The sequence below is a fragment of the Peribacillus glennii genome (assembly GCF_003429105.1).
Classification (GTDB): Bacteria; Bacillota; Bacilli; order Bacillales; family DSM-1321; genus Peribacillus; species Peribacillus glennii.
Map to the genome: position 1 here is coordinate 973,290 of NZ_QVTD01000003.1, position 12,744 is coordinate 986,033.

General features: G+C 42.8%; 12 protein-coding genes and 1 pseudogene. 3 read left to right on the plus strand and 10 right to left on the minus strand.

Annotated features, from left to right (window positions below):
- Positions 1–143 precede the first annotated feature (143 nt).
- Positions 144–1,052: a homoserine O-acetyltransferase MetA gene (metA, locus tag D0466_RS06160; RefSeq protein WP_117321644.1), complete on the plus strand. Its 909-nt coding sequence runs from the start codon at positions 144–146 to the stop codon at positions 1,050–1,052.
- A gap of 168 nt (positions 1,053–1,220) precedes the next feature.
- On the opposite strand, the gene D0466_RS06165 is transcribed toward metA, so the two are convergent.
- Together D0466_RS06165 and mntR are read right to left on the minus strand one after the other, a co-directional pair.
- The gene (locus D0466_RS06165) at positions 1,221–1,511 is read right to left on the minus strand and encodes a hypothetical protein (protein WP_117321645.1); all 291 of its coding nucleotides are present in this window, start codon (positions 1,509–1,511) and stop codon (positions 1,221–1,223) included.
- Positions 1,512–1,885: 374 nt separating this feature from the next.
- Positions 1,886–2,311 (minus strand): transcriptional regulator MntR, encoded by a 426-nt coding sequence (mntR, locus tag D0466_RS06170; RefSeq protein ID WP_117321646.1) that lies wholly within the window; start codon positions 2,309–2,311, stop codon positions 1,886–1,888.
- 265 nt (positions 2,312–2,576) lie between these two features.
- Here mntR and D0466_RS06175 point away from each other — a divergent pair, with 265 nt between their 5' ends.
- Positions 2,577–4,097: a helix-turn-helix transcriptional regulator gene (locus D0466_RS06175; RefSeq protein ID WP_233522552.1), complete on the plus strand. Its 1,521-nt coding sequence runs from the start codon at positions 2,577–2,579 to the stop codon at positions 4,095–4,097.
- Between the two features lie 117 nt (positions 4,098–4,214).
- On the opposite strand, the gene D0466_RS06180 is transcribed toward D0466_RS06175, so the two are convergent.
- From D0466_RS06180 to D0466_RS06200, 5 genes are all read right to left on the minus strand, one after another.
- Entirely contained in the window at positions 4,215–4,673 is a 459-nt protein-coding gene (locus D0466_RS06180) for a hypothetical protein (RefSeq protein WP_117321648.1), read from the minus strand.
- 70 nt (positions 4,674–4,743) lie between these two features.
- Entirely contained in the window at positions 4,744–6,432 is a 1,689-nt protein-coding gene (locus D0466_RS06185; RefSeq protein ID WP_117321649.1) for an ABC1 kinase family protein, read from the minus strand.
- A 231-nt stretch (positions 6,433–6,663) separates the two neighbouring features.
- Entirely contained in the window at positions 6,664–7,152 is a 489-nt protein-coding gene (locus tag D0466_RS06190) for an aldehyde dehydrogenase family protein (RefSeq protein ID WP_117321650.1), read from the minus strand.
- 36 nt (positions 7,153–7,188) lie between these two features.
- The gene (locus tag D0466_RS06195; protein WP_117321651.1) at positions 7,189–9,336 is read right to left on the minus strand and encodes a DNA topoisomerase III; all 2,148 of its coding nucleotides are present in this window, start codon (positions 9,334–9,336) and stop codon (positions 7,189–7,191) included.
- A gap of 217 nt (positions 9,337–9,553) precedes the next feature.
- Entirely contained in the window at positions 9,554–10,255 is a 702-nt protein-coding gene (locus D0466_RS06200; protein WP_117321652.1) for an FAD-binding oxidoreductase, read from the minus strand.
- Here D0466_RS06200 and D0466_RS06205 point away from each other — a divergent pair.
- A pseudogene (locus D0466_RS06205) lies at positions 10,240–10,658 on the plus strand (RrF2 family transcriptional regulator). The gene D0466_RS06200 and the pseudogene D0466_RS06205 overlap by 16 nt on opposite strands.
- Positions 10,659–10,806: 148 nt before the next feature.
- Here the strand turns inward: D0466_RS06205 and D0466_RS06210 are convergent.
- The 3 genes from D0466_RS06210 to D0466_RS06220 form a co-directional block, all read right to left on the minus strand.
- Positions 10,807–11,805 carry an HD-GYP domain-containing protein gene (locus D0466_RS06210; RefSeq protein WP_117321653.1) on the minus strand — a complete coding sequence of 333 codons (999 nt, stop codon included), beginning with the start codon at positions 11,803–11,805 and terminating at the stop codon, positions 10,807–10,809.
- 66 nt (positions 11,806–11,871) lie between these two features.
- Positions 11,872–12,072 carry a zinc-finger domain-containing protein gene (locus D0466_RS06215; protein ID WP_117321654.1) on the minus strand — a complete coding sequence of 67 codons (201 nt, stop codon included), beginning with the start codon at positions 12,070–12,072 and terminating at the stop codon, positions 11,872–11,874.
- A gap of 8 nt (positions 12,073–12,080) precedes the next feature.
- Positions 12,081–12,743, minus strand: coding sequence for a reverse transcriptase-like protein (locus tag D0466_RS06220; RefSeq protein WP_117321655.1), 663 nt, complete (start codon positions 12,741–12,743; stop codon positions 12,081–12,083).
- Position 12,744 lies beyond the last annotated feature (1 nt).

Here is a 12,744-nt window from a genome sequence, read left to right on the forward strand (position 1 = left end):
CGCTTGAACTATAAACATTTTATCACGTTACCTTGTGTGTAAAGAGAATTTGCAATAATTTTTCAAAAATGATGCGGCTGTCTGCCAATTTATATATAATGGACATAATGCAATTTTGAATATTAAAAAAAGGGGGTCCATGGATGCCGATAAAAATACCAGCACAACTGCCTGCCAAAGAAATACTGGTGAATGAAAATATATTCGTAATGGACGAAGACCGTGCAATCAGCCAGGATATCCGTCCTTTAAATATTATTATTTTAAACCTGATGCCCGAAAAGGAAAAAACCGAGGCCCAGCTTCTGAGATTTCTCGGGAACACTCCGCTTCAGGTAAATATCTCATTCATGCGGTTAACATCTCATGAATCAAAAAATACAAGCCGGCTTCATCTTGACCAGTTTTACAAAACTTTTTCCGATGTAAAGAATAAAAAGTTCGACGGCATGATCATCACCGGTGCCCCAGTGGAAAAACTGGAATTCGAAGAAGTGGATTATTGGGACGAACTGAAGGAAATAATGGATTGGACAAGCAACAACGTAACATCTACATTACACATTTGCTGGGGTGCCCAGGCAGCGCTGTTTCACCATTACGGGATTGAAAAACATTCGCTTCCACAAAAATGTTTTGGCGTTTTTGAGCATGAGGTGCTCTTGCCAAACACCAAGGTTGTACGAGGTTTTGATGAAATCTTTCTCGCACCGCATTCGAGGCATACAGACATTGATGTGGAAAAGCTGGAAAACCATGATGACCTAATGGTCGTCTCCAAATCCCCACAGGCAGGGATATTATTAATTTCTTCAAAAGACGGGAAAAAAATCATGGTCACAGGCCATCTGGAATATGATGCGGACACACTCTCAACAGAATACCATCGTGATCTGCAAAAGGGAGCTCCGATATCGGTCCCTAAAAACTACTTTCCCGGTGACGATCCTGATAAAAAACCGGTTTACCGCTGGAAAAGCCATGCGAGTTTATTATTCTCCAACTGGCTGAATTATTACGTTTACCAGGAAACACCATATGAATGGGACTAAAGGCCCTGCTACAGCGTGAGTAGCTAATATAGCCACATAAGCAAAAACAACCTTAGCCAATTAATTCGGCAAGGTTGTTTTTTTAGCAGAACATAGGCTAAATACACCTCTATATTCGTTTTTGCCAAAAGTTCGCCAGCTCGGCTAGTTTTCTATCTTTATTCAACATCAATAAGCAATACGTAAATCCCCATTTTCCATTATTTCGATAGACTGAAAACTGTTAGTGAATTCAGGCGGAACCATTTCAAACCGCGCAAGCTTTTCCTGGCCCTCTTTAAAAGCTTCCTTATCCAATAACAGGACATAAATGTATATTTTCTCTCCATTTTTTTCACCCTGGCTTTTTAACACGAAATCATCGCCGTACTTATTTTTAAAATGTTTCACTGCATCAAGGTGACTATTGAAGACTGGAAGCTTGATTTCTTCCTCTTTTGTGATTTTCTGGGCTGCCATTACAATTCCTCCTTTTATTTAAAAACCAGTAAATAATATTTTTTTACATACAAGAGGGGAGAAGACTGCTGGCAATCTTCAAGATATCCAAATCTCCCATAAACCCACTTTGCCTGTATTATATGCCGCCTGCAACTATTTAGTAAAATTTCCTGCGCCCCGGGCAATAAAGAAAACTCGCCGTTGGCGAGCCTTGAAATGGCGAATTTACCCCACAGAATGTGGCTCACACGAACATTCTCACAGGATGTGGCGCACTTAGCCTCTGTGTTCTGCCGTATACTTTATACCTAAACTTGGCACTACGTCGCCTGAACATCAGGGCTGCCTAGACATACTTCCTAAAAGTGTAAAAATAAGCCGTACATTTCGGCTCATTCCTCGGCTTCATTTTGTTTTTGGATGGCTCTCAGTTCCTCTATCCTTTTCGGTGAATCATTGAAAAACTGCACCAAGTCCCCTATTCGGTCAATCGCATCCCAACTGAGATGATGTTCGATTCCTTCAACATCCTGATAAACGTTCTCTTCCTTTACGCCGATGATTTGAAGCAGCTGCTCCAATAATTCATGGCGGTACACCAGGCGTTTTCCTATCTTTTTGCCGGTGGGTGTCAGGATGAGCCCCCGGTATTTTTCATAAATCAAGTATTTTTCATGGTCCAGTTTTTGAACCATTTTAGTGACGGAGGAGGGATGTACAGACAGGTTTTCGGCGATGTCGGAAACGCGGGCATACCCTTTTTCTTCTATAAGTAAATATATTTGTTCTATGTAGTCCTCCATGCTCGGTGTAGGCATTGGCGCATCCTCCATTTCAAATCCCTATCATTAAAATATTACTATAATGCAAGGATTGAAACAAGAAACGTATTGCGTGCACGTGTTTAAAACGCCAAACTGCCATATTACATTCGTAATTCCCTAATTTCAATTGGGTTATATTTCACTTGACGCCATTTTCATCTGGTACTATCCTTATACTAATAATGGAAAATTCTGGTATTCAATTGCGTTTTTGATAAAAAGGTGAGTGGTGTGCTTGATCGTTTCGATGAAAAACCAGATGAATCACCTGATTCAGCAAGCTGCTTCCATCATAAAGGCCCATGAGACGGATATTCAAAAAGAGTGGGATTACGTCTTTTACCGCATCAACCAAAACAAATCGATGATAGAGCCAGATCCCGAACAGCAGAAATATTTATTTTTAGTCCCGGAATTGTTTTGGGAGTATCTTCCAGGTTTCTATTCAGATGAAGTAGACCCCACTTTCATGAAATTGCAAGCCGAGTGGGAAGAAAAGACGGAACAAAGCTTCAACTCCCAAAAACTCATATTGATTTTCACGATGCTCGAGAATGCCATCCATAAGGTAATCGGGACGCATAACAGTGTTGAGTTTCATATCCACCAATCCATCCAGCATTTTTTTTCATTAATTGCCCAATGTTTTCTCTCTGAAACCAAGTCAGAGATTAAGAATGTGGATTTTTTTGTATCCCATTTGTTTCAAAAAGAAGAGAACCCTTTTTTATGGGCAGCCAAAGTCGCCAGCAATAAAAAGGGTTACCGAATCATGAATTTTACTTCCCATCACAAGCTTGTCATTGATGATACATGGAAAGATATGATAATGACACTGCAGGGCCCGTCATTGAATCTTTTATCCGACGGCATCCTGCGATTATTAAACTATACAGCCCCGCTTGACGATTTGGAAATTTTTCCTTTGACAGCCGGAACGGATACTTATTTATTTTGCATGAATAAAACGGAAGGTGAAGATATAAAACCATTCTTTACCTTGTCTTTGCAGCTTTTGCAACAAAATGAACATGTATACCAGAATATGCAGGTAAAAAATGAATGGAAGGATTCGTTGATCCTGTTTGATGAATGGATCATGCTCGCGCGGAATTTTGAAGAAGCAGTCGATAAAGTTGTAAGCGGTTTCGCTAATTATTTGCCATTCCAGCGTGCTGCACTATTTTATTATGCGGAGGCAGAAAACGGGGAAGAGATTGGCATAGGTGTGATGGGCCATAAGATCGATTCAAATCATATCCGAAGCATTACTGAAAAATTAAATAACCTTCCCCAAATCAAAAAGACCATGACACATGTACAACCGGTATATGTCCATAATGCTGAGATCATCCTCCCTGAAAAATTCGTAAAGCAATTTGACTTGAAATCGATTGTCCTGGCACCGATTTACAGCCCTTCGAGCAATAAGATCTGGGGTGGCGTTTTTCTGGATCAGGGTGAAGGGAAAACATTTGAGGTTTCCAATACAGTCCTGTCAGTTATCACAAAATTCGGACAGCATGCGGGTGAAATCCTTTCCAAATATTCTACCAATCTTGAAAATACACTCACTGCTCCAGGCAAATCCCCTATTAAGAGCAGGGAAATAGAGATATTACGGCTTATGGCCGATGGGAAGACCATCGATGAAGCCGCGGATCAATTGTTTTTAAGCAAATATACTGTCCGTGATTATATGTCTGAGATTATGAGAAAACTGGAAGCGCACAACCGTACCCATGCCATTGCAATAGCGATTCGCCAGGGGATCATTTAATAGGTGCAAACCATCGGGAAGCCAGCGGGGGCAGCTGCCCCACCTGGCTTTTTGGTGCTGTTGTCCGGGCTAGTCCGGTCCGGTATGTGGTCACTTTGAATGGCTTTGCCAGCAACCTTAGATGTTCTCTGCTTGGTTTAAGAAGGATGCGTTTACAGTTGCTTCTTTCTTGCCGTTAGTATGTTCCATATAGGAAATGAGCCTGTTTAGATTTTCTTCCACTCTCATAAGCCGGTCTTCGATTTGGTTCAGCCTCGATTCATCGCCGGTAAACTCCTTTGCAGCCGCAATCAAATCTGCAGATCTTCCGTTTACCAGCTCGTACCATCTATCGCTGATATCATACTTCGTCTTCAAAAGCCACATAACGATATCTTTCGTTGAGTAGTCATCTAGGAATACGTCGCGCACCGCATCTTTAAATGTCTCCCTTTTGCATGGGACACCATGGTCTTTTCCGTCCAGCAAATGCTTTTCAATAATCCTCTCAATCTGGGGATTGTTTGGGCCGCCGCTTTGTGCGTAAAAGGCACGGATGCGCTCTTTCATTGTCTTTTTTTCCTGCTCATTTTGCATGCTGTCCCTCCTATACGGTCACGTATATCTAGAGCTGACCAAAATTGGCCTAGAACAGCGACCTGGTTTTTCACGTTCGCCAAATTCTCCACAGTAGGAAAACACCCATAATCAAACCTAACATAAGGCCGGTGCTGGCGACCGCTTGCTTCGTCAAGCCGAAGAATTCCACTTCCGGCATATTGCTCATGATCAGGCCGGTGGCGATTATTATAGACGATATGATCATCGTCAATGCCAGCCGGTTGATGATTTGATTGGCCATATTCGCTGTCCGTTTATCTACCCTCATTTGCATGTTCATGCGGAAATCGTTGTAATAAAAATGCTCGAGGATTTTATTGATTCTCCTCGGCATTGTGCCGAAAAGTTTAACAAACTCGGTGATCCACGTGGCATTTGCCCGGTAGTTAAACCTTCTGCCAATGACTCCCTTCATTACTGCCGTGTCCGCAGATTCAACCACATGATGGTACGAGACCTCAGGACAAATCCATCTTGCCGTACCTTCAATTGCAGAAAAGGCTTTCGCCCAAAGGGCCAAACCGTTCGGGATTTTACAATAATTCATCATGCCAATATTGATAAGTTCAAGTACCAGCCTCCCCCAGTTATACTTATCCGCCTGGGTGCTGTTTACATAATTTAAAAACATCGCACGATATTGGTCCCTTAATTTAACCGTATCCGTATAAATCGTCGGACTGATTACATCCATGGCACATTCTGCCGCATCCTCTGCCTGGTTTAAACGCGTGTGCATCAAAAACCGGAAAATTGCCTGCGTATGCATCGTATCCATTTTGCCGACCATTCCAAAATCGATTGGCACCGCTTTTCTCGTTTTCTTACAAATTAAGATGTTTGAACCGTGTGCATCTGCATGATAGTCACCATCCATGTAGGATTCGATATAATAATGGGCTAAGTCAAGCATGATCTGCAGGCGTTCTTCAAATGTATAAAAGTCTACCGGGAAGTCTTTGATGGTCCATCCGTCAACGAATTCCATAACCATTACATTTTTCGTAGCATGATACACCTCAGTTACACGAAGCCATTCAAACCGTTCGCCGGCCTTTTGGCGATGACTATCCATTGTCCGTGCTTCTCTCTCCAGGTTTAATTCATTCATCGAACCGCTATAATAATCCGCTACGAGCTCATTTAAATCAAGGGAAGCCGCCATTTCCACCGGCAATTGCTTTTGAAGCCGCCCGGTCCATTTTTTGATGACGCTTATATCCGTTTGAAATAATTTTTCAACCGTAGGACGAAGCACTTTTACAGCAACTTCATCCCCTGTCTTTAGCCTGGCGCGATATACCTGGGCAAGTGACGCTGAACCGATAGGATCTGGGTCAATCCATTCAAAGGTATCAAGCCCTTCGGGAAGTTCATTTTCCAGGATATATTTGCAATAGTCAAAATGGATGGGCGGTACTTTATCGAGCAGATTTTCGAGCTCTTGCGTAATTTCTTCCGGCAAAATATCATTCCTCGTAACCAAAACCTGGCCGAGCTTAATGAAAGTTGGACCTAATTCCTCAAACGCCATCCTCATGCGCCTTCCTATTTTCCGAAGCTTTTCACTTTCCTCCGGAGATCGGTTTCGTTTCCGGAACAGCCTGAAAATACTTGCATCTCTTAAAAAGTAGCCAAGGCCATGCTTCATAACTACAGCAACAATCCTTCTCTGCCTATTCGCCTTCGTTATATCAGCATTGTGCGGATTGATCACACTCTTAATGCTTTCCATATCCTCTTGTGAAATTCCAAGTGATCTTTACCTCAGCAACTGGCATCATGTAACCTCCTTCCGGGGTCTGTTCCCCGCTACTTAAACGCTTTACCGGATTGGAGAACAGGCCCCCATCATTTCAAACTTTACTGGCTCGGGCAACTGCCCCTCACCGCTTTAACGCTTTACTGAATCGGGGACTGACCCCCATCGTTTTAATGCTTTACAACGGTGAGGGACTGATCCCTTTTAGAAAAATGTTAGCGGTTGGTCGTTTAGGTCGACTATGACTGATTTTGTTTCGAGGTAGGCGTCTAATGCGTTTGGGCCAAGTTCTCGTCCCAATCCGCTTTGTTTGAAACCTCCAAATGGAGCGGACGGGGTAAGAACCTGGTAGGTATTAACCCAAATTGTTCCCGACTGGATTTCCTGGGCCAGCCTAAGGCCGCGCTTTAAATCTTTGGTCCAAACCGCTGCAGCCAGACCATAGATTGTGTTGTTTGCCATTTCAATAACATCATCTTCATTTTTAAAGGGCAGCACGGCTCCCACCGGACCGAAGATTTCTTCCTGAGCAATCCGCATGTCGGGCTTCACATCGGCGAATACAGTCGGCTCTACAAAAAAACCTTCACTCCGCCCGCTGACAGCAGCAGGCCAGGATGCTGAATTCTTAATATTGCAATTGGGAATGCTCGAACCGATCCTGAGAACCCTAAGAGTTTTATAGGCAATCATTCTAATAGGGACAAGCCGTTACAGGCTTGTCCCTATCTATTTAAACGCAAAGCCGATCCGCTTGTCCCCTTCATTCCACTCCAAAAAGGCATCGAATGTCTTGTCGGCTTTTTTAAACCCTTTTATTAAATCCGTTCTTCCATTTTCAAGAAGTTTCTTTATATTCGTTTGCGATATTTTCTTGGTTAGCATTTTTTTAGGCAGGGTGAAGCTGCACATTGTTTTTTTATAGTTGGAACAGCCATAGAAATCGCCTTTATCAATGACAGTGCCATCACAAAGCTTGCATTTTCCTATTGATTTTCCAAGCGACCCTTTTGATTTTGTTCCTTGTATCGATTCTGTGTCCAATCCCTCGAAGTTCCATTCCTGTGACATGACCTTCGCGTCATCAATGATTTTTGCTGAAAGCTTTTTTACTTGCTCCATGAACGCAGCGGGCGATGCCTTTCCTTCGCCAATTTCCTTTAAGCGCTTCTCCCATTTGGCGGTCATTTCCGGCGAGGCCAGGATTTTATCGCCTATCGCGCTGATCAACACTTTTCCTTTATCAGTTGCATACACTTGGTTTTTCTTAACATCTATATATTTTCTGTCCTTCAACATTGTAATGATGCCGGCTCGGGTTGCTTCAGTCCCGAGGCCTTCCGTCTTCATCAATACTTTCTCCAGCTCTTCGTTATCCAGGTGCTTTCCGGCAGTTTTCATCAAGGTAATCAATTGCCCTTCTGTATAACGTTTGGGCGGCTGTGTTTTGCCTTCTTTTACCTGGACCTTTGAAACTTTCCCTTCTTCACCCTCTGAAAGGATCGGCAATATGACATCATCATCTTTCTCGTTTTGATAAATTACTTTCCGCCAGCCTTCCTGGATTTGCTGCTTACCCTTTGACACAAACTCTGCCCTTTTGTCCACAAGTGTTTTAACCGTTGTATAATCGAAAATCGCCTGATTATAATGGGCCGCAATTAGGCGGCGGATTACTAAATCATAAATTTTCTGTTCATCTGCTGAAAGCTGCTCCGGATTTTTTACTTGTTCAGTCGGGATGATGGCATAGTGGTCTGTCACTTTTTTTTCATTCACATAGCGTTTGTTGTTCAACAGCGTGGAAATCGGCAATGGGAATAAATCTTTATATTGAGGAAGGCTGCCAAGCTTTTGGAGAATATCAGGAAATGTCTCTGCCTCTCCTTCTGTAACATAATTTGAATCGGAACGCGGATAGGACACAATTCCTTTTTGATATAAACTTTGTAATACATCCAATGTTTTTTTAGGTGAAAACTTATAAATTTTATTTGCAGTCGCCTGCAAGGAAGATAGATTGAAAAGCATCGGGGGCTGGAATTCCTTCCGTTCCTTTTGAATATCAGAAATCACTGCCGGTTTATCCTTGCAAAAGGCGGCGATCTTTTTTGCCATTTCTTCTTCTTTAATGCGCGGCTCATTATCCTTATGCCATTTGCCTTCAAACTTCTTCCCTTGAATATCAAAGCTGGCGATGACTTCCCAGAAAGGCTCCGATTTAAATTCTTCAATTTCTTTCTCCCGTTTGACGATTAAGGCGAGTGTCGGTGTCTGCACGCGGCCGGCAGAAAACACATCCGACATCCCCCGCTTTTTCAGCAGAATACTATAAACCCTTGAGGCATTCATCCCTACAACCCAATCGGCGCAGGCCCTTGTGTAAGCTTCATAGAAAAGGCTCTTTGTTTTTTCTTCATCCAACAAGTTTTGAAAGCCTTCATAGATGGCTTTGGGCGTCAAAGATGAAATCCAAAGCCGTCTCATCGGCTTTTTTGCACCGCTCAGGTTAACGATATTCCTGATGATCAGTTCACCTTCCCGGCCTGCATCTCCAGCATGGATGATTTCGTTCACTTCCGGTTTCCTGATGAGCGAGCGCACAATGTTAAATTGCTTTGCCTTCGATCTGGTGACTTCGTATTGAAACCGTTCCGGGATGATCGGAAGCGTATCAAGTGTCCACTTTTTCCATTCAGGCCTGTATGTCTCAGGGGAAACGAGCTGGCACAAATGACCCACAGCCCACGTCACATATGCCCCCTTTTGAAATAGCTCGTTCGGCAAAATTTCAATATATCCCTGTTGTTTTTTCGTTTTGAATTGCTTCGATAGAGCAGCCCCCTGGTCGGGCTTTTCGGCAATAATCAGTTTCATAGGTTCACCTTCATAATAAAACTTTCCCAAATCATTATAACCTTTTCAAATGGTTGATGTCTTTATAATGCCAGGTTTAATCTGCGTTCTTTTTGATAACCATTAATTTTTTTCACCTTACACCAGACGCTGGGGAAAACCTTGTATTTTACTGTCCTTTTCTATTGAAAAAGCCATCTGTCCTCGAAAAGACAAACGGCACTATTATAAATATTTATTATGCTTCCAAACTTGCGGCGGGGCCAAAGAATTCATAGTTGATCTGTGCATCGTCCACACCGAACTTTTTCAGGCTTCCGACGATTGTGCGGAGGAACGGAACCGGTCCGCATACATAGTAATCTGCTTCGCTGCCCGTAATATGTTCGTTCAGCCACTCAGAATCAATAAAACCCTCTTTGGCGAAGAACTCATCCTTGTGGTCTTGTTCAGCAGGTTGTTCGTACACATAGTATAACTCGAAGTTTTGCAACGCACCCTTTAACGTTTTTAATTCGTTTTTAAATGCCTGGACCCTACCGTTTCTTGCTGCATGGATGAACTGGACCTGTCGAACAGGCTGTACTTCGGCTATGGCACTTGCCATGCTAATGAATGGCGTTATGCCGACACCCCCGCTGATAAAAACGATCGGAGTTTGTTTTTTGGTATCAAGGATGAATACTCCCGCAGGCGCTGTAACTTCCAAAATATCACCTGCATTGATGTGGTCATGCAAGTAGTTTGAAACTTTTCCGTCCGGTGATGTCCCATCAGCTTCCCTTTTTACAGAAATCCGGAAATATTCCTTCCCTGGCGCAACTGACAGGCTGTACTGGCGGTTGAATAAGTACTCTTCTCCCGGAATTTGAAGCCTGATTGTGATGTACTGGCCAGGTTCAAACAAAGGAACCGGAGTATCTTTTGTTGTATTTAGCATCCCAAAAGAAAGAACGGTTGTTCCTATAAAAGAAATAGCCGAAGCATACGATATTTCGAAGAATCATCTTATGAAGATCATATATAATCAGGGTAAAATGGGATACATCGAAACGGTGCGCGGCCGAAATGGAGGCATTCGCCTTGCCAAATCGCCATCGGAGAGCAATATCGGGGAGATCGTCCGCAAAACGGAAGAGGATTTCTATTTGGTTGAATGCTTTGAGCACGGCCATAATAATTGTGTAATCGCGCCGGTTTGCTCCTTGAAGCATGTTTTTAACAAAGCGCTGGATGCTTTTTTGCAGGTGCTGGATCAGTATACCCTGGAGGATATCCTTGAAAATAAAGTGATGCTTCTCATGGACTTTTTTAACTTTAAAAAAAGCCAGGCACATGACTAATAGTGGCTGTCTTAAGCAAAGGGGTTAGAGCCTACCACACTATATCCAGATAAAAACTGTATTTCAAGATCTAAATGGATATGTTGTGGGTTCAGAGCCTTATGAGACAGCCTCAAATCCCCCCTATTGCTCCCCGTACCTTCCTTCATCAACCGATGACCTTCTGTATCTCAATCGCCTTCTCCACCTTCAGATCAATTATTCCTCTTTCGGTTTTAATCAGCGATTGTAAGGGTTGGTAGGGATTTATCAGGATGATTTCACCATATTCGCTGTTCGTCAACAGCACTTTTTTGCCCACCAAGGCTCCCATCATTCTGTTCATGAATACTAAAAGAACATTTGGATCAAACTTTCCGAAAACATCTTTATTCATTTGGCTTATCACTTGATAAAATGGGATTGCATCATGATAAACCCGATCAGAGGACATCGCATGGAATACATCGGCAACCGCAACAATTTTGGAAAATAAATGCATGTCATGACCCTTCAATCCAAACGGGTACCCTTCCCCATTTTCTCGCTCATGATGCTGCAGTGCTGTCAACGCTATCGAAACAGGTTCTCCCGGCACCTGCTTTAACAGTTCGTACCCATAAATCGTATGCTTCTTCATCTCTTCAAATTCCCCGGCTGTAAATTTCCCCGGTTTATGGAGGATATCATCGCTGATTTTCATTTTCCCGACGTCATGAAGCGTTGCTGCCAGTGTCAGCCTTTGCAATTCCGCACCTTGCAAGCCCATCCATTTACCGGTCAATGTTGCAATGATACCCACGCTGATATTGTGATTATAGGTATACTCGTCCTTTAGCTGTATTTCTTTAAACAGATAGTAAATATGAGGGATTTCCGCTGCGCGCTGGATTATCGGCAAGATATCGTTGCGGATTTCATCCATTGGCAGATTTTCGGTATCTCTGACATAATGAAAAATGTCCTTAATTTTCCTTGAGGCTGTCTCCACCTCTAAACTAATTTTCTTAATTTTCTCTGGCACAGTCAATATATCATTTCCTTCGTTAATCAAACAGGAAGCGTTACCCTTCCCATCTTGTTTCATGCGGAGAATTAGAGTGTCAATTTCCTGTATTGTCAATGGAGTCAAATTATTATGAATAGCAGGACGTTTATTACTAGTCATGCGGCTCCCCCAATTACTTTTTATCTCTATCTTCGTATTTATCTAAAAATTTTTCAGGCAGCAAAATCAACTTCTTGGCAAATCTGTCAGCTGTGAGCCGATTGTTCTTATTTTTTGTCCGACTGTACATTGGGAGATGCAGAATTTATGGGCGCAATTTCTCCCTTTTTCTTTTCTTAAGGTGCTGTATAGGAAGCAATCCTTACAATAATCTTCAAGGACAGTTTCCAATTCTGAATAGATGACTTTTCGGTTCTTCAATTCCATTGCTCCTTTTATTTTTCGGTTACATTCAGCTTGCTGAAAATTTCTTCGCCATTCAGTGCCTGGCTCGCGAGTTTGTCAGCTTCTGTATTTTCTTTCCTCACAATATGTTCATATACCGGCTTAATCCCGAGGTTATTGATTTTTTCCTCGATCCGGTCAAGCCAACGGTTCAGGTTTTCCTCAAAAACCGGCCATTCACCGGAAAGTTGGTTAAGCACAACCTGGGAATCGCCCCTGAATGTGCATGACCCAGGGCGCACCCCCAATTCTTCCAATTGCCTTACAGCTTCGAACATGGCGGCATACTCAGCTTCATTGTTCGAAACCAGTTCCGCCAGGACGGCATTCATCCGAATCCGCCACCTTGTTTTGCCCTGGGTATAATATATGACAACCCCTATGCCAGTTAATCCATTTTGTTTCTGATACCCGCCGTCAAAATAAACAATCACATCCTGCGGCTCATCTTCTATCTCAGCGAGCAATTTTCTCAATTCTTTTGTTGACCAGGAAGTACCTGCTTCGTCCCTGAATTCTACATCTCTTAGCCGGCCGGCCTTTTGAAGGTCTTCTGTAATGATTAAGGCATTTTCCGCGTCCAGCCAATCGGAGACAAATTCACAAGTAGGCTTCTTAGGACTTCCATATGTCCATGACATGATTACTTTCATA

What these genes read in the sequence shown, in the direction of transcription:
- D0466_RS06195 (WP_117321651.1), bottom strand. Translation starts at nt 9,336, where the DNA reads ATGAAACTGATTATTGCCGAAAAGCCCGACCAGGGGGCTGCTCTATCG.
- D0466_RS06215 (WP_117321654.1), bottom strand. Translation starts at nt 12,072, where the DNA reads ATGGAATTGAAGAACCGAAAAGTCATCTATTCAGAATTGGAAACTGTC.
- D0466_RS06185 (WP_117321649.1), bottom strand. Translation starts at nt 6,432, where the DNA reads ATGGAAAGCATTAAGAGTGTGATCAATCCGCACAATGCTGATATAACG.
- D0466_RS06165 (WP_117321645.1), bottom strand. Translation starts at nt 1,511, where the DNA reads ATGGCAGCCCAGAAAATCACAAAAGAGGAAGAAATCAAGCTTCCAGTC.
- D0466_RS06180 (WP_117321648.1), bottom strand. Translation starts at nt 4,673, where the DNA reads ATGCAAAATGAGCAGGAAAAAAAGACAATGAAAGAGCGCATCCGTGCC.
- mntR (WP_117321646.1), bottom strand. Translation starts at nt 2,311, where the DNA reads ATGCCTACACCGAGCATGGAGGACTACATAGAACAAATATATTTACTT.
- D0466_RS06175 (WP_233522552.1), top strand. Translation starts at nt 2,577, where the DNA reads ATGAATCACCTGATTCAGCAAGCTGCTTCCATCATAAAGGCCCATGAG.
- D0466_RS06220 (WP_117321655.1), bottom strand. Translation starts at nt 12,743, where the DNA reads ATGAAAGTAATCATGTCATGGACATATGGAAGTCCTAAGAAGCCTACT.
- metA (WP_117321644.1), top strand. Translation starts at nt 144, where the DNA reads ATGCCGATAAAAATACCAGCACAACTGCCTGCCAAAGAAATACTGGTG.
- D0466_RS06190 (WP_117321650.1), bottom strand. Translation starts at nt 7,152, where the DNA reads ATGATTGCCTATAAAACTCTTAGGGTTCTCAGGATCGGTTCGAGCATT.
- D0466_RS06200 (WP_117321652.1), bottom strand. Translation starts at nt 10,255, where the DNA reads ATGCTAAATACAACAAAAGATACTCCGGTTCCTTTGTTTGAACCTGGC.
- D0466_RS06210 (WP_117321653.1), bottom strand. Translation starts at nt 11,805, where the DNA reads ATGACTAGTAATAAACGTCCTGCTATTCATAATAATTTGACTCCATTG.